Here is a 22,070-nt window from a genome sequence, read left to right as displayed (position 1 = left end):
CCAACGGAACCCTTCCATGCGTAAGGACATGTACAAGGTGATCGTGGAACGGCCGCGGCGCGGAGGTCGCTACAGCAGCGAACGCCGTCCCCTGGCCGATCCCGAGGACCAGACCCAACACGAAAGCCTCAAGTTCCGCCATCGCTCGCGCAAAGGGCTCAACGAAAACCTCAACCCGCTGCGGCGATATCTCGGCCGGCAGGTCGGCCGTCGGTGGGACGAGGTCTACTCGGAGCTGTGCGCCAACATCGACCGCCGCAATACCGTGCAGCGACACATCCACGAACACCTCGAGGATTTCGTCGCGCTGCGGGCGCAGACCTTCGACGGCGCGCTGCACTACGAGCGCGGCTACGGCGGCCTGCGGCGACTGGCCCAGCGCTGGACGCCCAAGCTCTATGTGGATCCGGTCAGCGGCGTGCTGCTGATCAACCACGCGGGGCTCCAGGCCGAGCGCGAGGCCCGACGCGAGTACGCACGGGCGCGCAAGCCGCAGACACCGGCCGACGTACGGCCGCTGGACGAACTGCATCAGCTGCGTCGCATCGACGGCATCTGGTACGAGATCGAACTCGCACCGCTGCCGGCGGTCGCGGCGGCGGCCGGCGCCGAACCGAAGGCGTCCAAGCCGGTCGCGCCCTACGACGTGGTCGCGCGGCGTCCGGCCAGGCGGACCGGCAAGCCCTGCGGCCATCGCGGCTGCGAGGCCTGCCGGCCCTACGGTCGCGCCGGCCTGTACGCGCGCGGCAAGCGCCAGTTGAATCGGCACGAGCTGCAGCGTCACGGCCTGCGCAATCACGACGGCGAACGCCTGCACTGAGTCAACATGAAGCAAACCGGCGGCGTCGCACGGAGCGCGCCGCCGCCGTTCAGGAGACAACACCATGAGTCATCAATACGAACTGCTGCATGCCGAAGGCGCCACCCCGATCAAGGGCTGGGTCCGCGGCGTGCCGCTGGAATCGCAGGCGCACGAACAGCTGCGCAACATCGCCGCCCTGCCCTTCGTCGGGCCCTGGGTGGCGGTGATGCCCGACGTGCATCTGGGCAAGGGCGCGACCGTGGGGTCGGTCGTGCCCACGCGCGGCGCGATCGTCCCGGCCGCGGTCGGCGTCGACATCGGCTGCGGCATGGCCGCGGTACGCACTACTCTGCGCGCCAGGGATCTGCCCGACAGCCTGGCTCTGCTGCGCTCGTCGATCGAGCGCAGCGTGCCGGTCGGCAACGGTCCTGGCGGCGATCACCGCAAGCGCCCGGACAGCATCGATACCCGGATCGCGCAGTCGGGGCTGATGCCGCGCCTGGAGGCGGTGCGCGCCCGCCATCCGAAGGTCCGCAACGACAAGGTCGACAAGCAGCTGGGCACGCTCGGCGGCGGCAACCACTTCATCGAGATCTGCCTGGACGAGGCCGACGCGGTGTGGGTGATGCTGCACTCGGGTTCGCGCGGCACCGGCAACCTGATCGGCACCTACTTCATCGAGCAGGCGCGGCGCCAGCTGGAACGGCGCGTGCTGGGCTTCCACCTGCCCGACAAGGACCTGGCGTTCTTCCTGGAAGGCGAGCCCTTGTTCGAGGAGTACGTCGAGGCCGTGTCCTGGGCCCAGGACTACGCGCGCGAGAACCGCGAGGCGATGATGGCGCGGGTGCTGCACGAGATGCGCCAGCGCCTGCCGAAGTTCCAGTTGGAAAAGATGGCGGTCAACTGCCACCACAACTACGTGCAGCGCGAACAGCATCACGGCGAGTCCCTGCTGATCACCCGCAAGGGCGCGGTCAGCGCGCGCGCCGGCGAGCTTGGCATCATTCCCGGCAGCATGGGCACCTGCAGCTACATCGTGCGCGGCAAGGGCAACGCCGACAGCTTCCACAGCTGCAGCCACGGCGCCGGCCGCGTCATGAGCCGCACCCAGGCGCGCGCGAGCATCACCCTCAAGCAGCACCGCGAAGCCACCGCGCACGTCGAGTGCCGCAAGGACGCGGCGGTGATCGACGAATCGCCGGCGGCCTACAAGTCGATCGACGCGGTCATGGCCGCGCAGACCGATCTGGTCGAAGTGCTGCACACCTTGCGGCAGGTGGTCTGCATCAAGGGATGAGGCCGAGCGCCGGATCGCACGCCGCTCCGCGAGGGGCGGCGTTTTTTTGCCACCGGTTTCCCGACGATCGGGCGGCGCATCCCGGCCCGAAAGGTCCGCCCCGTATGGTTCGCAAGGCCGTCGCGATAACGCCGTTCGTCGCAATTTCGCGATCGCAACAAAACGTAACGACGGGACTGCGACACGGTGCGCGATTCGCCCCCTCGTCAGGGCCGCGCGGGTAACGGATAGTTAACCGGCCGGGCGTATCGTCGTCCGGGCAGGGGGCCCGCTCAAGGAGAGGTGGAGCCATGAACGATCTGGCATTGGATGCCGCGTCGTCTCACGCGACCCTGTCGCATGAGGACCGCGAATTGGCCGTCACCTACGGCATCGAAGCGCGTCGGCACCACGCCGAACGCGCGTGGACCGACATACAACACGAACTGGCCGCCGGCTGGGCGCGCATGCGCGGCTATCGGCGTGCCGAGTGGCCGGACGTGGTCGACCACGTCGAGGCCGCCTGGAACGGCGCGATCCGGCTGTAGCGGCGCGGGCGCGCTACGCGCCCTTGCCTAAGCCGCGGCCGGCCGCGGCCGCCGCGGCCATTGCCATTTCAGATTGACGCCCAGCGTGCCCAGCACGATCAGGGCCACGCCCAGCATCTGCACGCCGCCCAGGGTGCTGCCGTAGAGCAGGTAGTCCAGCGCCAGCGCGATCACCGGATAGACGAAGGCGAGCACCGCGATCGTCACCACCGGCAGGCGCGGATAGGCCGAGTAGAACAGCACGTAGCACACGCCGCTATGGATCAGGCCCAGGCCGGCCAGCCAGTACCAGTGCGGCCCGGCCTGGGCGACGGCGGCGTAGTCGGCGAACGGCGCCAGCATGCACAGGCCGACCAGGCACTGGATCAGCACCACCGCGAACGGCCGTTCGCGGCTGATCCGGCGCGACAGGATCAGCGAGGCGCCGCACAGCAGGGCGGCGACGAAGGTCAGTCCGATGCCGATCAGATAGCCGGCGTCGGCGCTGCGCCACAGCTTGAGCGGATCGGCCGAACAGGCCACGCCGACGAAGGCCAGCGCGGTCCAGGCCCAGTCGGCCGGACGCGTGCGCTCGCCGAAGAACAGCGCGGCCATCGCCAGCATCGCGAACGGGAAGAAGTGGTAGACCATGGTCGCCACGCCGATCGACGAACGCGCCATGCCGGCGAACAGGGCGACCCAATTCAGCACCAGCAGCACGCCGCTGACGATGGCGGCGCGGATCAGCGCCGGTTCCCGGCTCAGCCCGCGCAGGTGGCCGCGCGCCAGGCCCCAGACGATCAGGAACGCGCTGCCGAACACGCAGCGGAAGAACACGGTGGTGATCGCGTCCTGGCCGCCCTCGTGGGCGAACACGCCGACCGATCCGATCAGGATCTCGGCGACGAACAACTGGATCAGCGCGGTGCGCGATTCGGCGGGGCTGGCGGTCGGGTTCATGGAGGCAGGCTAGGTCCGTGCGCGCGACCGGTACAGACTCAGTTAGACTCGGTTTCGACCAGTACAGATTGGCGGAGCCCGTCATGGCAAACGAGCTGCTTTACGAACGCCTCGCCGAACGTCTGCGCGGCCAGATCCAGCGCGGCACCCTGCGTGCGGGCGAGCGCCTGCCCTCGCTGCGCCGGCTCGGCCGCGACCAGCGCATCAGCCTGGCCACCGCGGTCGAGGCCTATCTGCAACTGGAACGCGAAGGCCTGATCGAAGCACGCCCGCGCTCGGGCTACTACGTGCGCGCGCCCGCCGCGCCCGCGCCGCGCGCCAGCAGCCATCGCCGGCCGCGCGCGCCGCAGCCCATCCGCAACCCGGCCCTGCTGGGCGTGCTCGACGTGCTGGGCCGCTGCGACCTGATCTCGCTGCACGCGGCCACGCCCGCGCCCTCGCTGCTGCCGACCGCCGCGCTCGCCGCCGCGGCCTCGCGGGTGATGCGCCGCAATGCCCAGGCCGCGCTCAGCTACGCCGTGCCGCAGGGTCTGGCGCCGCTGCGCGCGCGGATCGCGCAGCGCTACGCCCAGTGCGGGGTCGACGTCGACCCCGACGAAATCGTGATCACCGCCGGCGCGATGGAAGCGATCAGCCTGGCGCTGCGCACGGTCGCGCGCGCGGGCGACGTGGTCCTGGTCGAGACGCCGACTTACTACGGCCTGCTGCAGGCGGTGGCCGAGCAGGGCCTGCGCGTGATCGAGGTCGCCAACCGTCCCGGCCAGGGCATCGACCCGACGCGCTTGTCCGAACTGCTGGAGCGGCATGCGGTGCGCGCCGCGGTGCTGGTGCCCAACTTCAACAACCCGGTCGGCAGCCTCACCGGCGAGGCCGCCAAGCGCGACATCGTCGCCGCCTGCGCCGCGCATGGCACGGTGCTGATCGAGGACGACCTGTACGGCGAACTGGCCTACTCGGGCGAGCGCCCCAGCCCGCTGCGCCGCTACGACGAGAGCGGCGGCGTGATCACCTGCGGCTCCTATTCCAAGATGCTCGCGCCCGGCCTGCGCGTGGGCTGGGTGATGGGCGGGCGCTGGGCGACCGCGCTGCTGCGCGCGAAGTGCTTCTCCACCGTGGCCACCTCCACGCTGTCGCAACTGACCATCGTCGAGTACCTGGAACGGTACGACTTCGACCGTGGCCTGCGCCGCCTGCGCCGCGAACTGGCCACCAGCGCCCAGCGTTATCGCGAGGCGATCGCCCTGCACTGGCCGGCCGGCACCTGCGTGAGCGCGCCGGCCGGCGGCATGGCGCTGTGGCTGGAGCTGCCGCCGCAGGTCCAGGGCCAGGCCCTGTTCGAAGCCGCGCTGGCGCGCGGCATCGGCACCCTGCCCGGTCATCTGTTCTCCAACCGCGGCGACTACGATCGCCACCTGCGCCTGAGCTGCGGCCAGCCCTGGAGCGAACAGGTCGACGACGCGTTGCGCACGCTAGGCGCCCTGGCCGGCGGCCTGGCCGGCGATCCGGCCGGTCGAAAACGCGGACCGTGACCGCTGTCCGGCCGCCGCCGCCGGCGGCGTTGGAGCATGCAGGAACCCATGCACAGGGAGTGCGGCATGAACATCGGCAACAACAATCTGATCCTGAGCAAATACCCGGCGGCGATCGAGAAGCATCCCGAGGCCAGGCGCGCGTTGTGTTTCGGCGACTCCTGGTTCCAGTACGTGCCGCATCCGACCGACCTCAACAAGCAGATCGCGCGGCTGTTCAAGAAGACCCTGTTCCTGCGCGAGGGCGTGGCCGGGCGCGACAGCGCGATGTGGAAGGCGGCGCTGCCGCGGATCCAGCGCGAGATCGGCACCTTCGGCTTCGATGCGATCCTGCTGTCCAACGGCGGCAACGACATCGTCGGCGAGGAGCTGCGCGAATTCGTCAAGACCGCCGCGCAACCGCAGTCCACCGGCTCGGGTCCCTGGGGCGAAATCCCGCCGGAGGTGTTCGACCACATCCGCCTGGAAACCTTCGAGCACGCCTTGCGCTACGCGATCAAGGACATGAAGGAAGTGGTGCAGATCCGCGACCTGCTCTCGCGGGACACGCTCATCTACGTGCACACCTACGACTACATTTTCCCCAGCGGCAAGGCGTTCAAGCTCGGGCCGTTCACGATGGGCCCCTGGGTCAAGCCCTTCCTGGACAATGTCGGCCTCACCGATCCCAAGCGCCAGCGCGTGGTCACCAGCTGGCTGGTCGACCAGTTCGCGCGCGCCCTGCGCGCGTTCGTCTCGCAGAACGCGAATATGCGCCTGGTCGATTCGCGCGGCACGCTCAAGACGGCGTCGCAGTGGGAGAACGAGATCCATCCGGTGGCCAGCGGTTTCGAGGCGATCGCCAGGAAATGCTGGAAACCGGCGCTGACCGGCGTACTGGAGTAAACCGCGGCTGGGCTAGACTGCGGGCGCGCCGCGCGGCGCGCCCCACCGTCCCGCCCGAGGTCGCGATGAAAACCCTGCTGCTCTGGTCCCTGCTGCTTGCATCCGCGCCCACGATCGCCGCCGAGGCCGCCAAGCCGCCGCCGGCCGCGTCGGTCACGGTGAAGTCGCCGCAGCCCGTGCCCGGCGACGACCGCATCAAGGTCTTCCTGGCCGGCAGCATCGACATGGGCGGCTCCGAGAACTGGCAGGCGCGGGTCGAGCAGGCCCTGGCCGACGAAGGCGTGGTGCTGCTGAACCCGCGCCGCGACGATTGGAACCCGGCCTGGAAACCCTCGGCCGCGGAACCGGAGTTCCGCAAGCAGGTCGAGTGGGAGCTGGGCGCGCTCAATCGCGCCGACGTGATCCTGATGTACTTCGCGCCGGCCTCGCAAAGCCCGATCACCCTGCTCGAACTGGGCCTGCACGCGCCTTCCGGCAAGGTCCTGCTGGCCTGCCCGGAAGGCTATTGGCGCAAGGGCAACGTCGACATCACCGCCGACCGCTACGGCGTGCCGCGCTACGAATCGCTGGACGCGCTGATCGCCGGCGTGCGCGCGCGCCTGGCCGAACTGCGACGCCGGCGCTAGCCGTGCGCGGCGCGCGGTCGCAGGCTGTGCGATGAGTTCCCTTCATACTGGCCGACCCATGCGAGGCCGTGCATGAGCCCAGCGCGCAATATCGTCGTCTGCCTGGACGGCACCAACAATTCCCCCGCCGACGCCCGCACCCACGTGCAACGTCTGTACCGGCTGATCGAGAAATCCCCGGCCCAGCTCACCTATTACCAGCCCGGCGTGGGCACGCTGGAGCCGATCGGCGTGCTCGGCCCGATGCGGCGCCGGCTGCTGATGGGCCTGGACTCGGCCAGCGGCTGGATGCTGCAGCGCCATGTCTGCGCGGCCTACCAATTCCTGTCCGACGCCTACCGCGAGGGCGACCGGCTCTACTTGTTCGGCTTCAGCCGCGGCGCCTATTCGGTGCGCGTGCTGGCCGGCATGCTGGGCACGGTCGGCCTGCTGCAGCCGGGCATGCACGAGATGGTCGCGTTCGCCTGGCAGGCCTACGCGAGCATGCCGGTGCTGCCGCGCCGCAGCGAAACCGCGCCGCCGCGCCAGCAGCAGGCCTTGCGCGATTACTTCCGCCGCATCCACAGTTTCCGCAAGAGCTATTCGCGGCGCGTGCCGGTGCGTTTCCTCGGGCTCTGGGACACGGTCAGTTCGGTCGGCCTGCCCTGGCTGCCGCGCGTGTACAGCCGCACCGCCTCCAATCCCATCGTCGCCACCGTGCGCCAGGCCATGGCCCTGGACGAGCGCCGCGGCAACTTCGTGCAGAACCTGTGGACGCGCACGCCGCCGGGCGGCCAGGACGTGCGCGAGGTCTGGTTCGCGGGCGGTCACGGCGATGTCGGCGGCGGCTACCCGACCGCCGGCGGCGAACGGGAGCTGGCGCGCATTCCGCTGGCCTGGATGCTGCGCGAGGCCGAGGCTGCGGGCCTGCTCAGCGATCCGCACGCGCGCGCCGAGGCCGGTCTGCCCGATCTCGACGACGACGAGGCGCTGCGCCGGTTCGCGCTGGCGCCGCGCCACGACGAAATCCGCCACTGGCTGTGGCAGTTGTCGGAACGATTGCCGATACCGCGCTGGTCGCAGACCGCCGACGGACGCTGGCAACGGCGCTGGCAGCCGCATCGCGGCCGCGCGCGCACGCTGCGGCCGGGCGCGCTGGTGCACGAGAGCGTGTACCTGCGCAGGGAACTCGATCCGAACTATCGGCCCGAGAATCTGCGCGAGGACGCCCAGCGGGTGCGTTGAGCGCGCCTCAGCGCGGCGCGCCCTGCCCGAACAGGATCCGGCGCTGCTCGTCGCTGACGCGGGTATCGGGCGCGTAGGACTCGGGCGTGTCGGCGTACGTACGCTGCACCGCCGGGCGCTCGCGCATGCGTTCGAACCAGCGCCGCAGCTGCGGGAAATCCTGCAGCGACTGGCCGTGCGAGGTATGCGGCACGATCCAGGGGTAGCAGGCCATGTCGGCGATCGAGTACTCGCCGGCGATATAGTCGCGCCCGGCCAGGCGGCGGTCGAGGACGCCGTAGAGGCGATGGGTCTCGCGGGTGTAGCGGTCGATCGCGTAGGGCACCTTCTCCGGCGCGTAGACGTTGAAGTGGCCGATCTGCCCGGCCATCGGGCCCAGCCCGCCGACCTGCCAGTACAGCCATTGCAGGGTCTGCGCGCGGCCGCGCGCATCGCCGGGCAGGAAGCGGCCGGTCTTCTCGGCCAGGTACTGCAGCATGGCGCCGGATTCGAACAGCGCCAGCGGCGCGCCGCCGTCGGCGGGCGCATGGTCGACCAGGGCCGGGATCTTGTTGTTGGGCGAGATCTTCAGGAATTCGGTCTCGAACTGCGCGCCCTTGCCGATGTCGACCGGCACGATCCGGTGCGCCAGTCCGGACTCCTGCATGAACAGCTTGAGCTTGAGGCCGTTGGGCGTGGGCCAGAAATACAGATCGATCATGAGCGGGCTCCGGCGCGGGGGTGAGCAGGGCGGACCTCGGCGACGAACCCGCGCAGCGCGCGTCCGATCTCGTCCGGCGCATCTTCCTGCAAATAGTGGATGCCGGGTACCGTGACCTCGCGCTGGTTGGGCCAGCTGCGGCAGAAACGCCGCGCGCGCCCGGTCAGCAGCGCGCCTGGCTCGGCGTTGACGAACAGCTTGGGCAGCGGGCTCCAGGCCAGCCACTGCGCATAGGCCTCGACGCAGGCGGCGACATCGGCCGGCGCGCCCTCGATCGGCAGCTCGCGCGCCCACGCCAGGGTCGGCTCGCGCGCCTCCGGCGCGCGGAACGGCGCGCGATAGGCCTCCATCTCGGCCTCGCCCAGGGTCCGCAGCACGCTGCGCGGCAGCACCTGTTCGACGAAGAAATTTTGCTCGCGCACCAGGCGTTCGCCGTCCTCGCCGCGCAGGGCGCGGAACAGGCGGTCGCGGCCGTCGGGGAAATCCTCCCAGCGCCGCGCTTGCACCAGCGCCTCCATGTAGGCGATCGCCTGCACGCGCTCGGGATGGCGGCGCGCCCAGTCGAAGCCCAGCGCCGAGCCCCAGTCGTGCAGCACCAGCACCACGCGCTCCAGCGCCAGCGCGTCGAACCAGGCATCGAGGTGGCGCGCGTGATCGGCGAAGCGATAACCGCCGTCCGCGGCCGCGCCGCTGCCGCCCATGCCGACCAGATCCGGCGCCAGGCAGCGCCCGAGGTCGCCGACATGCGGAATCACGTTGCGCCACAGATAGGACGAGGTCGGATTGCCATGCAGGAACACGATCGGATCGCCGGCGCCGCTGTCGACGTAGCGCAGGGTGGTTCCGAGCACCGCGAGTTCGCGGCGCGGATGCGGGTCGTGCGCGGCGATCGCGGCGGCGGCATGGGTAGGGGCGGCTATCGACATGATCCGGTCCTGGGCGAAGGAGACGGCCCAGCTTAGGTCTGGCATGGTTCCCAGATAAGGTCCAGATTCGTCATATTTCATGGAACCAGTTTTGCGGATTCCGCTCCCCCGCATGCGCCGGCCGCATCCGAATGGAATACAGCGTCGCGCCGTTGCGCGTGAACCATGGCGCAGGCGCCCTCATTTGAATCCGGCCACGCCTCCGCAAGGCGCGCGCGTTCCCTATCGCTATCCGACCCCCCCCATGCATCGCATCGCCTTGCTGCTCCTGCTTCTGCTCGCCGCCACCGGCGCCCGCGCCGACGACCGCGACACCTGCGTCACCGGCCACACCAAGCTGCCGCCCACGGTCAATTTCCGCGTCGACAACGATCTGTTCGGCGGCCAGGACCAGGGCTACAGCAACGGCGTGCAGCTGACCCTGGTCTCGCCCAACCTGGTCGACTACACCGACGACCCCTGCCTGCCGCGCCTGGCGCGCTGGATCAACCGCCACGTCAGCGCGCTCACGCCGGAAGGCTTCGAGCAGCAGAACATGGTGGTCAGCTTCGCCCAGGGCATCTTCACTCCCACCGACTACAGCCGCCGCGATCTGATCGAGGACGACCGCCCCTACGCCGGCGCCCTGCTCGCCAGCCTGGGCTACAACGCGCGCAACGGCGACGAACTGCGCACCACCCAGCTGCAGTTCGGCATCGTCGGCCCTTCGGCCTACGGCAAGCAGGTCCAGAACGAGGTCCACAAGCTGCTCGGCGACGAGACCTTCCAGGGCTGGGACAACCAGCTCCACGACGAGCCCGTGGTGCGCCTGGTCCACGAGCGCATGCGCCGCTATTCGGCCGGCGACGAAGAGAACGGCCCTTGGGGCTGGGACGCGATCGGCCACTACGGCGGCAGCATCGGCAACCTGGCGACCTACGCCAACGTCGGCGCCGAGTGGCGCTTCGGCCGGCACCTGCCCGACGATTTCGGCAGCACGCCGCTGCGCCCGGCCGGCGAGAACACCGCGCCCACCCGCAAGACCCGCGGCGCCAACCAGTTCGGCGCGCACCTGTTCCTGACCGTGGACGCGCGCTGGGTGCTGTACGACATCACCCTGGACGGCAACAGCTTCCGCGACAGCCACAGCGTCGATAAACGCCCCTTCGTCGCCGATGCGGGCTACGGCATGGCCTTCATGTACGGGCGCTGGAAATTCGCCTTGGCGCGCTACCACCGCACGCGCGAGTTCGAGGGCCAGAAGCAGACGCCGGTGTTCGGCAGTTTCACCATCAGTCGGACGCTTTGAGCGAAAGCTAACGGCATTCGCGCTTTGCGCTCATCCCCTCACCCTGGCCCTCTCAGCCTTGCACACCCTTCGGGCGCCGCCAGCGGGAGAGGGAATCAAAGCAGCGCCGATCCTGGAGCCCCTCTCCCGCTGGCGGGGTGAGGGGCACGCGAGCCACTGGCTCGCGCTGCACCGACCGCCCGGCCGCCGGACGGTCGGGCCGGGGGCACGGGTGAGCTGAGGGCGCTGGCGGCGTCCTCAGCGGTTCCGCATCAGCCCACTCAGAACGTCACGCTCCAGCTGTCGATCTTGCCGGTGTCGTCGCTGGCGTTGTCGTTCACGCGCAGCTTCCACACGCCGTTCAAGGTTTCGCTGGACAAGTTGAACGTGACCGTCTTGTTGATGTTGTCGGTGCTGCTGCCGGTGCGGTTGTGGATGTTGTAGAGCGAACCGTCCGGCGCCACCAGGTCCACCTTCAGGTCGCCCTGGTAGGTGTGCACGATCGCAACCGTCACCGAGGCGTTGCTGGGGGCGTTGCCGCTGCGGCCGGAGACCGTGATCGGGCTGTCGACCGTGGCGTTGTCGCTGATGGTGTAGTCGGTGGCGTTGCTGTAAGTCTGCACGCCGCTGGCGGTGACGGTGACGCTGGCGGTCTTGGTGTGGCTCGCCCCGCCGTTGTCGGTGACCGTCAAGCTGACCGTGTAGGTACCGGCTGCCGCGTAGGTCTTGCTGGGGTTGGTCGCGGTGGACGTGGTGCCGTCGCCGAAGCTCCAGGCGCGCGAGACGATGCTGCCGTCGCTGTCGCTGGAGCTGTCGGTGAAGTTCACGCTCAGGCCGCTGGCCGACGAGGCGAAGTTCGCGACCGGCGCCGTGTTGCCGCCGCTGCCGTTGTAGCTCAGCGTCAGCTTGGGCGCCGAGGCGCCTTCGCGCGAAGTCCAGTCGACGCCGTCGATCACGCCCGAGGCATTGACCAGCACGACGCCGTGATTGGCGACCGCGCCCGAGGCCCAGTCCTCGACCAGCTGCACGCCGGCCGCGTTCAGCGCGATGGTGCGCACGCCGGTGGCGCTGGGCGTGACCGTGCCCAGCTTGGTGCCCAGGGTCGCGCCGGCATAGGTCGCGTCGGCCTCGGTCCAGGCGGCGGTGACCTGGTACAGATCGTAGGCCCCGTTGGACAGGTTGCTGACGTTGAGCGAGACCGTGGCCGCGGTGATGTCCAAGCCGGCCGCGGCACCGAGGTTCCAGCCCATCAGGCCGCGCAGTTGCAGGCCGGCATCGTCGCCGTCGGCATACAGGGTGGCGCCGTTGTCGCGGCTGCCGTTGGACTTCACGGTCACGTCGCGCACCGTATCCAGGGTCATGCTGTTGGCCGGCGGCGCGCCCTTGTTGCAGGTGCCGCTGAAGCTGTCGGTGTAGCTGCTGCCGGCCTTGGGCACGAACTCGCCGGTGTAGCCGGTCGCGCTCAGGGTCAGCTTGAGCACGCCGTGGGTGCTGGCGTTGCTGGCCTCGAGCATGGGGTGGCTGCCGTTGAGGCCGTAGAACGCGCGCCCGCCGGTGCCGACCAGGACCTGGCGGATGCCGTCGCTGGCGGCGGCCTGATTCGGATTCATTTTGCCGTAGCGCTGGTAGTTGTGATCGTGGCCGACCAGCACCAGGTCGGCCTTGGCCGCGTACAGCGCGTCCCAGAACGGCTTTACCTGGCTGTAGCCGCTGTAGTTGCCGCGGCTGACCAGCGGGTGGTGGAAATAGGCCGCGGTGCAGGGCTTGGTGTTGGCGGCCAGATCGTTCTGCAGCCAGGTGATCTGGGCGCTGGCGACGCTGCCGCCGGACATGGTGTTGAGGGCGATGAAGTGCCACTCGCCCACGTCCCAGCTGTAGTAGCCCTTGCTGCGGTCGCCGGCCGGACCGTTCTGGACGCCGACGCCGTTGAAGTAATCGAAATAGCCGCTGGCGCCGCTGGTGTTGTACTCGTGATTGCCGGGCGTGGGGCTGGTCAGGGCCTTGAAGCGGCCCCAGGTCGGCGCGTAGCGGTTGTTGTACTCGCTGAGCGTGCCGCTGCTGTAGGCGTTGTCGCCGGCGGTGAACACCGCGGTCGGGTTGATCGCCACGATCAGGTCGGAGGTGCCCGCGCAGGCATTGCCGCTGGTGTCGCAGATGTCGCCGGCGCCGGCCACGATCACCGGGCTGGCGGCCAGCGCACGGGTGCCGTAGTCGTAGCTGTCCAGCTCGTAACGGCTGTCGGGATTGCCGAAGTAGCTCTGGATCTCGACGCAGTCGCCGCGCAGGGCGCGGGCGTGGAAGGCGCGGCCGTTCCAATGCGTACCCTCGAAGTGGTAGACGTCGCCGCCGGAGCTGCGGATCACCAGGGAATCGTAGGGCTTGAGCTGCAAGGCCTTGAAGCCCAGACGTATCCATTTGGCGCCCGGCTGGCAGACCCGGTTGCTCGCCGCGGCCAGCATCGAAGCGCCGCGCGCGGGTTCGATGCGTCGGGTGACGGCGTCGTCTTCCGCCAGCTGCAGGGTGCGTTGCGCGGCGCCGGCGCTCGGCGCGATCGCGAGCGCGCTGGCCAGCGCTAGCGTCGCGACCGCATCGCGGCCCAGCCGTTCCTTGTGGGTCTTGTTCACTGGAATCTTCCTGATGGGTTCTTGAAGTGGATGTGCGCGGATCGCGCCGTATCTGCCATCAGGGCGAAGCGCGCGGCGGGCACGGACCCGTCCGCGCACGCGGTTGCGCGCGCGTCGGACGCCGGGCGCCGACGCTACGGAGTGCAGCTCACCGACGGCGCGGCCCTGGCGGGCCATCGGTGCAATCGCCCGCATGCGCCCCCTGCGCCTGCGGTGCGTGTTCTTGCCCCAGCGGACTGCGCCGCTTCTGGGGTCCGGCGATAACGCAGCGGATCATCGACCGCTTGCGGCGGCGCGACTGAGGCCGGCGTCACAAGGCGATGCGCCGCTTCGACGCCGACGCGCGGCGCGCCCATGCCGGCCGCGTTCGCGCCGGCCATGGTGTCGCGGTTTTGTTGCAATCTCGCTTGGCGACCCCGGGGCCCGATGAGTCGGCCGTCACAGCTTTCCCGCGCGCCGTCCTTATCCGCAACCGGGAAGTGCGATCGCAGGGGCGACGAGCGCAGGCATGCATGGGCGCCGCCGTCGATCGGCCCGCGGTCCTGGCCGGGACCGGGCCGACAGCCGACGGCGGCGATTGACCTGCGCCTTCGCCGGAGCGAGCATCGGTCGCTACGCGCGATCCGCGCGACCCACGCGAGGACCGCACCCAATGAGCACGCGCATCCGCGGCGTCTTCGACGTCCGCATGATCCCGCAGCCGGCCGACGATGCGGCGGCCGGCCAGGCCATCGGCCGCATGTGGCTGGACAAGCGCTACCACGGCGAACTCGATGGCGGCAGCCAGGGCCAGATGCTGGCCTTCCGCAGCGTGGTCGCGGGCTCGGCGGGCTACGTCGCGATGGAGCGCGTCGACGGCACGCTGGCCGGCCGCCGCGGCAGCTTCGTGCTGCAGCACAGCGCGATCATGGATCGCGGCACGCCCCATCTGGTGCTGCAGGTCGTGCCCGATTCCGGCAGCGACGAGCTGACCGGGCTGAGCGGCAGCATGGCGATCGAGATCGCCGACGGCCAGCACTACTACGACTTCGACTACAGCCTGCCGTCCGAATCATGAGCGCAGCTCGCGTTCCGCGCGCCTAGCCGACAGACAGGGGAGAGTTCGAGTGGGTTTACAGCATCTGCCACGCTGGGTATGGCTGGGGGCCAGCTCCCTGGCCTGCATCGCCGGCATGGTCAACGTGATCGGCTATCTGGGCTTCGAGCATCAGGCGATCACCCACCTGACCGGCACGACTTCGCTGCTCGCCGCGGCGCTGGCCGGTGCCGATCTTCGCGCCGCGATGCACCTGCTGGGCATGATCCTCGCCTTCTTCGCCGGCGCCACGCTGAGCGGCATGATCGTGCAGGACAGCACCCTGCGCCTGGGACGCCGTTACGGCGTGGCCCTGGCGATCGAGTCGGTACTGCTGTTCGCGGCGGCGCCGTTGTTTCATCGCCAGCAGATCCTCGGCGCGTTGCTCGCTGCGGTGGCTTGCGGGCTGCAGAACGCCATGGCCAGCACTTACAGCGGCTCGGTCGTCCGTACCACCCACCTCAGCGGCATGATCACCGACCTGGGCATCGGCCTGGGCCATGTCCTGCGACGACGCCCCCTGTCGCGGCAGCGTTTGTCGCTGAGCGCCTTGATCGTCGCCGGTTTCTTCGTCGGCGGCTTGGCCGGAGCGTTCTCCTTCCGTCGCCTGGGCTACGACGCCTTGTACCTGCCGGCCGCGTTGACCGGCGCGACCGGCGTGCTCTACGCCCTGTACCGTCATTTCCACCCGCTGCCGTCCGGCTGACATCGCTCGTTCCCGGCGCTCAGGTCTCAGGCGGCACGCGGATGGAGACCTCGGTCGCGAGGCGCGGGCCGCGCCGGCGGCACCGGGCCGGCGGGCTCCTCCGCCCCAGGCGCGTCAGTCGACCGGATACGGCCCGTCGGCGAAGGTTTCGGCGTGATAGCCCTTGCGGCCGATCGCGCGCGCCAGCTCGCTGCGCACGTCCTCGCCCGCGGCCAGGCGCTGCAGTGCGTAGGCGAAGTCGTAGCGCGGACGCCAGCCCAGTTGCTCGCGCGCGCGCTCGTTGACGTAGACGCGCTCGATGCCCGCGAACATGCGCCAGCCGCGGCGTGCGTATTCGTCCCGGTAGCCAGGCGCGTAACGCGCGACCACCGCCGGCGCGTCCTCGCGCAGCTGTTGCAGGTCGTCGCGGGTGAACGGCGTGGTCGCGCTGATGATGTAGCGGCCGAAACCGATCGCCGGCGCGCGCGCGATCGCGAGCAGGTGGGCGTCGACCACGTCCTCGATGTCCACGCGCCGGTACAGCAGTTCGTTGGCCTTGATGTTGGCGTCCTCGAAGGCGTCGCGCGAGGCCTTGAGGTCGTCTTCTTCGGGGAAGAAGCGCGAGGTGCGCAGGACCAGCGTCGGCAGCCCCTGCTTGTGCTGGAACAGCTCGCACAGGCTCTCGGCGGCGATCTTGCTCACCCCGTAAATGTTGCGCGGCACCGGCACCACGTCCTCGGTGACCCAAGCCGCGGGCGCGCCCGGCGGCGGGGTTAGGGCGCGGCCGAAGGCGCTGGTGGTGCTGGTGAACACGAACGCGCCGACACCGGCGGACACCGACTCCTCCAGCAGATTGAGCGTGCCGGAGATGTTGGTGTCGACGAAGGCCTGGCGGCTGTGGGTGGCCACGTGCGGCTTGTGCAGGGTCGCGGTGTGCAGCACCGCGTCGACCCCGCGCATGCAGCGCGCGACCAGTTCGCGGTCGACGATGGAGCCGACCGCGTCGGTGTAGGCGGAGGCGGCCACGTCCAGTCCGAGCGCTTCGTGACCGTCGTGGCGCAGGCGGCGCATCAGCGCTTCGCCGAGGTGGCCGGCACTGCCGGTGACCAGGATCTTCATGCGGGACATTCCGAAAGGCGCGGAACGCGACGGCGTTCCGTGTCCGCATTCTCCCCCATCGCGGCTGATGCCGCCATGCAGGGAGCCGGTTAAGATCGCCGGACCCCGTCGGGAGCATCGCCATGATCGTGAGGGTATGGCACGGCCGCACGCCGCTGGCGCGCGGCGACGCCTATGCGCGTTTCCTGCTCGAGCGCGCGCTACCGGACTATCGCGCCACCGCCGGCAATTTCGGCGCCGGCGTGTTGCGCCGCGACGAGGACGCGGTCAGCCACTTCCTGACCGTGAGCCTGTGGCCGTCGCGCGAGGCCATCGCGGCCTTCGCCGGCGACGATATCGAAACCGCCAAGTACTACCCCGAGGACCGCGATTTCCTGCTCGAGTTCGAAACCAGCGTGCGCCACTACGACCTGATCGGCGCAGAGTTCGGCGCGGCGATCGCCGGCTTCGCGGCCGTCTAGGCGCCGCGCGCCAGCAGCTCATCGACGCCGACGATGTCGGCGAACGCCGACAGCTGCGCGATCGAGGCCGCGTGGTCCTCCAGGCTGGCCGAGGCGCAGGCGTCCTCGACGATGGCGACCTCGAAATCGCGGTCGTGGGCATCGCGCGCGGTGGACTGCACGGCCCAGGTGGTGCTGACACCGGCGATCACCAGGCGTTGGATGCCCCGGGCGCGCAAAGCCGCGTCCAGCCCGGAAGCGTAGAACGCGCTGATGCGCGACTTGCGCACGATCAGGTCCGAGGGCCGCACGTCGAGCTCGGGATGAAAGGCGGTGCCGGGCGTGTCCCAACGCAGGGCGTCGAGCTCGCGGGCGCGCGCGAACAGACGCGAACGCGGCGGCCAGTCGGCGTAGTCCGCGGCGAAACCGACCTTGACCAGCGCCACCAGCCAGCCGTGCGAGCGCGCATGCGCCAGGGCGCGATTGGCCTGGGCGACCACGCCGCGCTGCGCGGCCTGGGCCGCCGAACGCGCGACGCGGCCGTCGGGATGCATGATGTCGACGATGTAGTCCAGGCCCAGGAAGGCGGTGGCGACGGACGATGGCATGGGCGTCTCCTATGGCATGAGCGGACGCGAGTATGCGGCCGGTGCGGCGCGGCCGCCGTGAGGATGCACGTCCCGCCGTGGCGGTGCGATCATGGGATCGCGGCCCGCGTACGACCGCCAGGGAGCGCCCCATGCTGCTGCACATCGCCTATCTGATCGCGATCGCCGCCGAAGCCATGACCGCGGCCCTGGTCGCCGGCCGCCGCAACATGGACTGGCTCGGCGTCTGCGTGATCGCCTGCATCACCGCCCTGGGCGGCGGCACGCTGCGCGACGTGCTGCTGGGCCACCATCCGCTGGGCTGGGTCGAGCACCCGATCTACCTGGGCATCACCATCGGCGCGGCCCTGTTGACCGCGGTGGTCGCGCCGATCATGCGCAAGCTGCGCACCGCCTTCTTGTTGTTGGACGCATTGGGCCTGGTGGTGTTCACCATCATCGGCTGCAACGTCGCCACCTCGATGCAGCTGCCGATGTTCATCGTGCTGATCAGCGGCATGATCACCGGCACCTTCGGCGGCGTGCTGCGCGATCTGCTGTGCGGGCAGATCCCCTTGCTGTTCCAGAAGGAGCTGTACGCGACCGTGTCGCTGCTGACCGGCCTGCTCTACGTGCTGGCGCAGCGGGCCGGCCTGGCCCACGACCTGGCCATGTTCGGTGCGATGGCGATCGGCTTCACGGTGCGGGCGCTGGCGATCCGCTACCACTGGGAAATGCCGAAATTCGTCTACAAGGAAGATTGGGACTGAGGCGCCGGGACGGACGCGTGCGCATCCCGCGCGCCGGACTCAGAACGCCGGCAGCACCGCGCCGCGGTACTTGGTCTGGATGAACACCTTGACCTCGGGGCTGGTGAGCGCCGCGGCCAGCTTCTTCACCCGCGGGTCGTCGAGGTTGTCCGGACGCGCGACCAGATAGTTCACGTAGGGCGAGTTGCGGTCCTCGATGGTCAGCGCGTCGCGGGTCGGATCCAGGCCGGCGTCGAGCGCGTAGTTGGTGTTGATCAGGGCCAGGTCGACCTGGTCGAGCACGCGCGGCAGCATCGCCGAGTCGAGCTCGCGGAAGGCCAGCTTCTTCGGGTTCTCGATCACGTCGCGCAAGGTCGCCAGCGGATCCTTGGGGTCGCGCAGTTTGATCACCCCGGCCTTGTGCAACAGGATCAGGGCGCGGCTGTTGTTGCTGGGATCGTTGGGGATGGCCACGTCGGCGCCGGCCGGCAGCGCGTCCAGCGACTTGTAGCGGCGCGAATAGGCGCCGAAGGGTTCGATGTGCACGCCGACCACGGTGGTCAGCCGGGTGCCGCGATTGCGGTTGTAGGCATCCAGATAGGGCTCGGTCTGGAAGTAATTGACGTCGATCAGCTTCTGCGCGACCTGGTCGTTGGGCTGCACGTAGTCGTTGAACACGCGCACCTCCAGCTTCACGCCCTGCTTGGCCAGCAGCGGCTTGACCACGTCGAGGATCTCCGCGTGCGGCACCGCGGTCGCGGCCACGGTCAGCGTATCGGCGGGCGGCTTGTTGCCGGAGCAGCCGGCCAGCACGACCAACGCGAACGAGTACAGGGCGAGTTTCTTCATCGAATCGGTTCCGGAGGTGGGGATGTCGCGGCTTCAGCGACGGCTGAAGCGCGCGACCAAGCGGTCGCCGGCGCTTTGCAGCGCCTGGACCAGAATCAACAGCAGGATCACCGTGACCAGCGCGACATCGCCGTGCGAACGCAGGTAACCGTCGCGATAGGCCAGATCGCCCAGGCCGCCCGAGCCGATCGCGCCGCCCATGGCGGTGTAGCCGATCAGGGCGATGGTGGTGACGGTGGCGCCGGCGATCAGGCCGGGCAGCGCTTCGGGCAGCAACACGCGCAACACGATCTGGCGCGTGTTGGCGCCCATCGCCAGGCTGGCTTCGATCACCCCGCGCTCGACTTCGCGCAGCGCGGTCTCGACCAGCCGCGCGTAGAACGGCGCGGCGCCGACCACCAGCGGCAGGATCGCGCCGCGTACGCCCAGGGACGTGCCCATGGCGGCCAGGGTCAGCGGAATCATCGCGATCATCAGGATGATGAAGGGCACCGAGCGCAGCAGATTGACCAGCAGCGACAGCACGCCGTAGAGCTTGGGCCGCGCATGCAGCTGGCGCGGCGCGGTCAGGAACAGCAACACGCCCAGCGGCAGGCCGATCAGCAGGGTCAGCGGCAGGGCCCCGGCCAGCATCAGCAAGGTGTCGCCGCCGGCCTGGGCGATCTCCAGCCACTTGGCCGCGTCCAGATGCGGGAACCAGGCCGCGAAGATCGCTATGGCGGTCATCGGCGCACCTCCTCGACGTGCACGCCGGCGCGCGCGAACGCGGCCAGGGCGAGTTCGGCGTCGCCGCCGACCAGGGACACGGTGAGCTGGCCGTAAGGCGTGTCCTTGATGCGGTCGATGCGCCCGGCCAGGATGTTGTAGTCGACGCCGGACTCGCGCGCGACCCGGCCCAGCAACGGCTCGTAGGTCTGCTCGCCGAAGAAACTCAGGCGCAGGATGCGGCCGGGCACCGCGGCCATGTCGCGATGCAGCTCGCCTTCGTCCAGGTGCTCGGCCTCGGCGACGAAGCGGCGCGTGGTCGGATGGCGCGGATGCAGGAACACCTGGCCGACCGGGCCGCTCTCGACCAGCGTGCCGGCGTCGAGCACGGCGACGCGGTCGCAGACGCGGCGGATCACGTCCATCTCGTGGGTGATCAGCACGATGGTCAGGCCGAGCTCGCGGTTGATGCCGGCCAGCAGTTGCAGCACCGAGGCGGTGGTCTGCGGATCCAGCGCGCTGGTGGCCTCGTCGCAAAGCAGGATCTTGGGGCCGGTGGCGAGCGTGCGCGCGATGCCGACGCGCTGCTTCTGCCCGCCCGACAATTGCGCCGGGTACTTGTGCGCCTGATCGTTCAGGCCGACCCGCGCCAGCAACTCGTCCACGCGCGCGGTTACCTGCGCCTTGGCCACGCCTGCCAGTTCCAGCGGGAACGCGACGTTCGCCGCCACCGTCTTGGACGACAGCAGATTGAAGTGCTGGAAGATCATGCCCACGCGCCGGCGCAGGGCGCGCAGGCCGTCGGCGTCGAGCGCGCCCACGTCGTCGCCGTCGACCAGGACGCGGCCGCCGCTGACGCTCTCCAGGCGGTTGATCAGGCGCAGCAGGGTGGATTTGCCGGCGCCGGAGTGGCCGATGATGCCGAACACCTCGCCGGCCTCGATGCGCAGATCCAGCGGCTGCAAGGCCGCGCTGTCCTGGCCCGCGCTCCGGTACGACTTTCTGGCCTGCTGGAATTCGATCACGGAGTCGGAAGCTCGGAACGCGGCGCTCAAGCCTAGCGCGTGGCGACGACGGTGTCGCGCACGCGCGGGCATGAAGTCAGAACGTTTCGTCAGTAGCGCGCCGCATCGCGTCGGCGCGGCCCGGCCGCGATCACGGCGCCTGCGCCGGCTCCAGGCCCGCGATCTGGCGCAGCGCGCGCTCGAACAGCTCCACCGGCTGGCCGCCCTGGATCAGATGACGGTCGTTGATGATCACCGACGGCACCGCGCTGATGCCCTGGCTCTGGTAGTGGCGCTCCTGCGCGCGCACGTCCTCGGCGTATTCCTGCGAGGCCAGAATGTCCTTCGCGCGCGCCGCATCCAGCCCGACCGAAGCCGCGACCTCGGCGAGGACCTCGTGCGCCGACACGTCGCGGCCTTCGCTGAAATAGGCGCGCAGCAGGGCGTGCTTGAGCTCGCGCTCATGATCGCCGCCCTCCAGCGCCGCCCAATGCAGCAGGCGGTGGGCGTCGAAGGTGTTGTAGATGCGGTTGCGCAGGTTGAACTCGAAGCCCAGCGCGGCGCCGCGCTGGCGCAGCACTTCGCGGTTCTGGGCGAGCTGGGCCGGGGTCGAGCCGTACTTTTCGAACAGGTGCTCGTCGATGTCCTGGCCCTGCGGGCCCATCTGCGGATTGAGCTCGAAGGGCTGGAAGTGCAGCTCGACCGCCACCTCGTCGCCGACGCGCGCGATCGCCTGTTCCAGCGACTTCAAGCCGACCGCGCACCAGGGGCAGGAAACGTCGGAAACGAAATCGATCTTGATCGGCTTGGACATGGCGACACCGTGCGTATGCGGCCGTAGCGGCCCTATCGCTACAAGATGCGGCGTCGCGCCCGCCGCTTCAACCGCGGCAAGCGTGCATGGATGGGCCGTAGCGTTCCAGCCTTGACGCGCTTCAGTCCAGCGCCAGGCCCAGGATGCGGTCGTCGTAATCGCGGCCGCCGACATTGAAGCGGCGCGTGCCCAGGGCGCGGAAGCCGCAGCGCTCGTAGAAGCCGATCGCGGCCGTGTTGCCGGCGTACACGCCCAGCAGCAGGCGCGGCGCACCGGCCGCGCGCGCATGCGCCACCGCGGCCTCGAGCAGGCGCTTGCCCCAGCCGCCGCCGTGGAAACGGCTCAGCAGATAGATGCGCTTGAGTTCGAGATCGCGAGCGTCGAGATCGTCCAGCGGCAGCTGCGCCGGCGCGACCACGGCATACCCCACCGGCGCGTCGCCGGGCGCGATCTCGGCCAGCCACAGCGCGCAGGCCGGATCCTCCAGCCACGCGCGATAGACCGACGCGGCGTGCGCACGCTGGCAATGCTGGACGATGTCGCCGCCGCCGAGGATGCCGGCGAAGGTTTCCAGGAAGGTGGCCTGGCCCAGCAGCGCCAGCGCGGCTTCGTCGCCGGCGACGCAGGGGCGGAGTCGGAGGTCGTGGCTCATGGGTTCGATCGGGTTCGCGGCAGCGCCCGCTCCGTCGCCGGAGCG

At 69.8% G+C, this 22,070-nt stretch carries 23 protein-coding genes; 12 read left to right on the top strand and 11 right to left on the bottom strand.

Annotated elements, in window-relative coordinates:
* Window positions 1-16 precede the first annotated feature (16 nt).
* The 3 genes from V1318_RS11460 to V1318_RS11450 all read left to right on the top strand — a co-directional run bounded on the left by V1318_RS11460 (window position 17) and on the right by V1318_RS11450 (window position 2,626).
* Window positions 17-820 (top strand): hypothetical protein, encoded by an 804-nt coding sequence (locus V1318_RS11460; RefSeq protein WP_332939801.1) that lies wholly within the window; start codon window positions 17-19, stop codon window positions 818-820.
* Between the two features lie 64 nt (window positions 821-884).
* Window positions 885-2,099: an RtcB family protein gene (locus tag V1318_RS11455; RefSeq protein ID WP_332939800.1), complete on the top strand. Its 1,215-nt coding sequence runs from the start codon at window positions 885-887 to the stop codon at window positions 2,097-2,099.
* 290 nt (window positions 2,100-2,389) lie between these two features.
* Window positions 2,390-2,626: a hypothetical protein gene (locus tag V1318_RS11450; protein WP_332939799.1), complete on the top strand. Its 237-nt coding sequence runs from the start codon at window positions 2,390-2,392 to the stop codon at window positions 2,624-2,626.
* Between the two features lie 27 nt (window positions 2,627-2,653).
* Here V1318_RS11450 and V1318_RS11445 read toward each other — a convergent pair whose 3' ends face one another.
* Window positions 2,654-3,565, bottom strand: coding sequence for a DMT family transporter (locus tag V1318_RS11445; protein WP_332939798.1), 912 nt, complete (start codon window positions 3,563-3,565; stop codon window positions 2,654-2,656).
* 83 nt (window positions 3,566-3,648) lie between these two features.
* On the opposite strand from V1318_RS11445, the gene V1318_RS11440 reads away from it, so the two are divergent.
* The 4 genes from V1318_RS11440 to V1318_RS11425 all read left to right on the top strand — a co-directional run bounded on the left by V1318_RS11440 (window position 3,649) and on the right by V1318_RS11425 (window position 7,829).
* Entirely contained in the window at window positions 3,649-5,094 is a 1,446-nt protein-coding gene (locus V1318_RS11440) for a PLP-dependent aminotransferase family protein (RefSeq protein ID WP_332939797.1), read from the top strand.
* A gap of 66 nt (window positions 5,095-5,160) precedes the next feature.
* Window positions 5,161-5,979, top strand: a complete 819-nt coding sequence (locus tag V1318_RS11435) for a hypothetical protein (RefSeq protein ID WP_332939796.1) — start codon at window positions 5,161-5,163, stop codon at window positions 5,977-5,979.
* A 65-nt stretch (window positions 5,980-6,044) separates the two neighbouring features.
* Window positions 6,045-6,605, top strand: a complete 561-nt coding sequence (locus V1318_RS11430) for a nucleoside 2-deoxyribosyltransferase domain-containing protein (protein ID WP_332939795.1) — start codon at window positions 6,045-6,047, stop codon at window positions 6,603-6,605.
* A gap of 72 nt (window positions 6,606-6,677) precedes the next feature.
* Window positions 6,678-7,829 carry a DUF2235 domain-containing protein gene (locus V1318_RS11425; RefSeq protein ID WP_332939794.1) on the top strand — a complete coding sequence of 384 codons (1,152 nt, stop codon included), beginning with the start codon at window positions 6,678-6,680 and terminating at the stop codon, window positions 7,827-7,829.
* Window positions 7,830-7,836: 7 nt separating this feature from the next.
* On the opposite strand, the gene V1318_RS11420 is transcribed toward V1318_RS11425, so the two are convergent.
* Both V1318_RS11420 and V1318_RS11415 read right to left on the bottom strand, forming a co-directional pair.
* Entirely contained in the window at window positions 7,837-8,529 is a 693-nt protein-coding gene (locus V1318_RS11420) for a glutathione binding-like protein (RefSeq protein WP_332939793.1), read from the bottom strand.
* Window positions 8,526-9,455, bottom strand: a complete 930-nt coding sequence (locus tag V1318_RS11415; protein WP_332939792.1) for a haloalkane dehalogenase — start codon at window positions 9,453-9,455, stop codon at window positions 8,526-8,528. Before V1318_RS11415 ends, V1318_RS11420 begins: the two co-directional genes overlap by 4 nt.
* Window positions 9,456-9,699: 244 nt before the next feature.
* Here V1318_RS11415 and V1318_RS11410 point away from each other — a divergent pair, with 244 nt between their 5' ends.
* Complete coding sequence (locus V1318_RS11410; protein WP_332939791.1) at window positions 9,700-10,743, top strand: lipid A deacylase LpxR family protein; 1,044 nt, start codon at window positions 9,700-9,702, stop codon at window positions 10,741-10,743.
* 260 nt (window positions 10,744-11,003) lie between these two features.
* Here the strand turns inward: V1318_RS11410 and V1318_RS11405 are convergent, their stop codons facing one another.
* Window positions 11,004-13,346 (bottom strand): PKD domain-containing protein, encoded by a 2,343-nt coding sequence (locus V1318_RS11405; RefSeq protein WP_332939790.1) that lies wholly within the window; start codon window positions 13,344-13,346, stop codon window positions 11,004-11,006.
* Between the two features lie 652 nt (window positions 13,347-13,998).
* Here V1318_RS11405 and V1318_RS11400 point away from each other — a divergent pair.
* Complete coding sequence (locus tag V1318_RS11400; RefSeq protein WP_332939789.1) at window positions 13,999-14,403, top strand: DUF3224 domain-containing protein; 405 nt, start codon at window positions 13,999-14,001, stop codon at window positions 14,401-14,403.
* Window positions 14,404-14,452: 49 nt separating this feature from the next.
* Window positions 14,453-15,127, top strand: coding sequence for a YoaK family protein (locus tag V1318_RS11395; protein WP_332939788.1), 675 nt, complete (start codon window positions 14,453-14,455; stop codon window positions 15,125-15,127).
* Window positions 15,128-15,241: 114 nt separating this feature from the next.
* Here V1318_RS11395 and V1318_RS11390 read toward each other — a convergent pair whose 3' ends face one another.
* Window positions 15,242-16,225 carry an NAD(P)-dependent oxidoreductase gene (locus V1318_RS11390; RefSeq protein ID WP_332939786.1) on the bottom strand — a complete coding sequence of 328 codons (984 nt, stop codon included), beginning with the start codon at window positions 16,223-16,225 and terminating at the stop codon, window positions 15,242-15,244.
* Between the two features lie 122 nt (window positions 16,226-16,347).
* On the opposite strand from V1318_RS11390, the gene V1318_RS11385 reads away from it, so the two are divergent.
* On the top strand, window positions 16,348-16,686 hold the full coding sequence (locus V1318_RS11385) for a hypothetical protein (protein WP_332939785.1): 339 nt from the start codon (window positions 16,348-16,350) through the stop codon (window positions 16,684-16,686).
* On the opposite strand, the gene V1318_RS11380 is transcribed toward V1318_RS11385, so the two are convergent.
* Window positions 16,683-17,273, bottom strand: coding sequence for an isochorismatase family cysteine hydrolase (locus V1318_RS11380; protein WP_332939784.1), 591 nt, complete (start codon window positions 17,271-17,273; stop codon window positions 16,683-16,685). The genes V1318_RS11385 and V1318_RS11380 overlap by 4 nt on opposite strands.
* Before the next feature lie 131 nt (window positions 17,274-17,404).
* On the opposite strand from V1318_RS11380, the gene V1318_RS11375 reads away from it, so the two are divergent.
* Window positions 17,405-18,022, top strand: a complete 618-nt coding sequence (locus V1318_RS11375) for a trimeric intracellular cation channel family protein (RefSeq protein WP_332939783.1) — start codon at window positions 17,405-17,407, stop codon at window positions 18,020-18,022.
* A 39-nt stretch (window positions 18,023-18,061) separates the two neighbouring features.
* Here V1318_RS11375 and V1318_RS11370 read toward each other — a convergent pair whose 3' ends face one another.
* The 5 genes from V1318_RS11370 to V1318_RS11350 form a co-directional block, all read right to left on the bottom strand.
* Window positions 18,062-18,850 (bottom strand): MetQ/NlpA family ABC transporter substrate-binding protein, encoded by a 789-nt coding sequence (locus tag V1318_RS11370; protein ID WP_332939782.1) that lies wholly within the window; start codon window positions 18,848-18,850, stop codon window positions 18,062-18,064.
* A gap of 33 nt (window positions 18,851-18,883) precedes the next feature.
* Window positions 18,884-19,576, bottom strand: a complete 693-nt coding sequence (locus V1318_RS11365; protein ID WP_332939781.1) for a methionine ABC transporter permease — start codon at window positions 19,574-19,576, stop codon at window positions 18,884-18,886.
* Complete coding sequence (locus tag V1318_RS11360; protein ID WP_332939780.1) at window positions 19,573-20,580, bottom strand: methionine ABC transporter ATP-binding protein; 1,008 nt, start codon at window positions 20,578-20,580, stop codon at window positions 19,573-19,575. Before V1318_RS11360 ends, V1318_RS11365 begins: the two co-directional genes overlap by 4 nt.
* A 130-nt stretch (window positions 20,581-20,710) precedes the next feature.
* On the bottom strand, window positions 20,711-21,373 hold the full coding sequence (locus V1318_RS11355; protein ID WP_332939779.1) for a DsbA family oxidoreductase: 663 nt from the start codon (window positions 21,371-21,373) through the stop codon (window positions 20,711-20,713).
* A 121-nt stretch (window positions 21,374-21,494) separates the two neighbouring features.
* A complete protein-coding gene (locus tag V1318_RS11350) occupies window positions 21,495-22,025 on the bottom strand; it encodes a GNAT family N-acetyltransferase (RefSeq protein ID WP_332939778.1) in 531 nt (176 codons plus the stop codon).
* Window positions 22,026-22,070 lie beyond the last annotated feature (45 nt).

Origin of the sequence: Lysobacter sp. CCNWLW3 (assembly GCF_036697405.1) — a bacterium.
GTDB lineage: Bacteria > Pseudomonadota > Gammaproteobacteria > Xanthomonadales > Xanthomonadaceae > Lysobacter.
The sequence above is the reverse complement of the archived record's forward strand: the minus strand, read 5'-3'. Positions and strand labels throughout refer to the sequence as shown.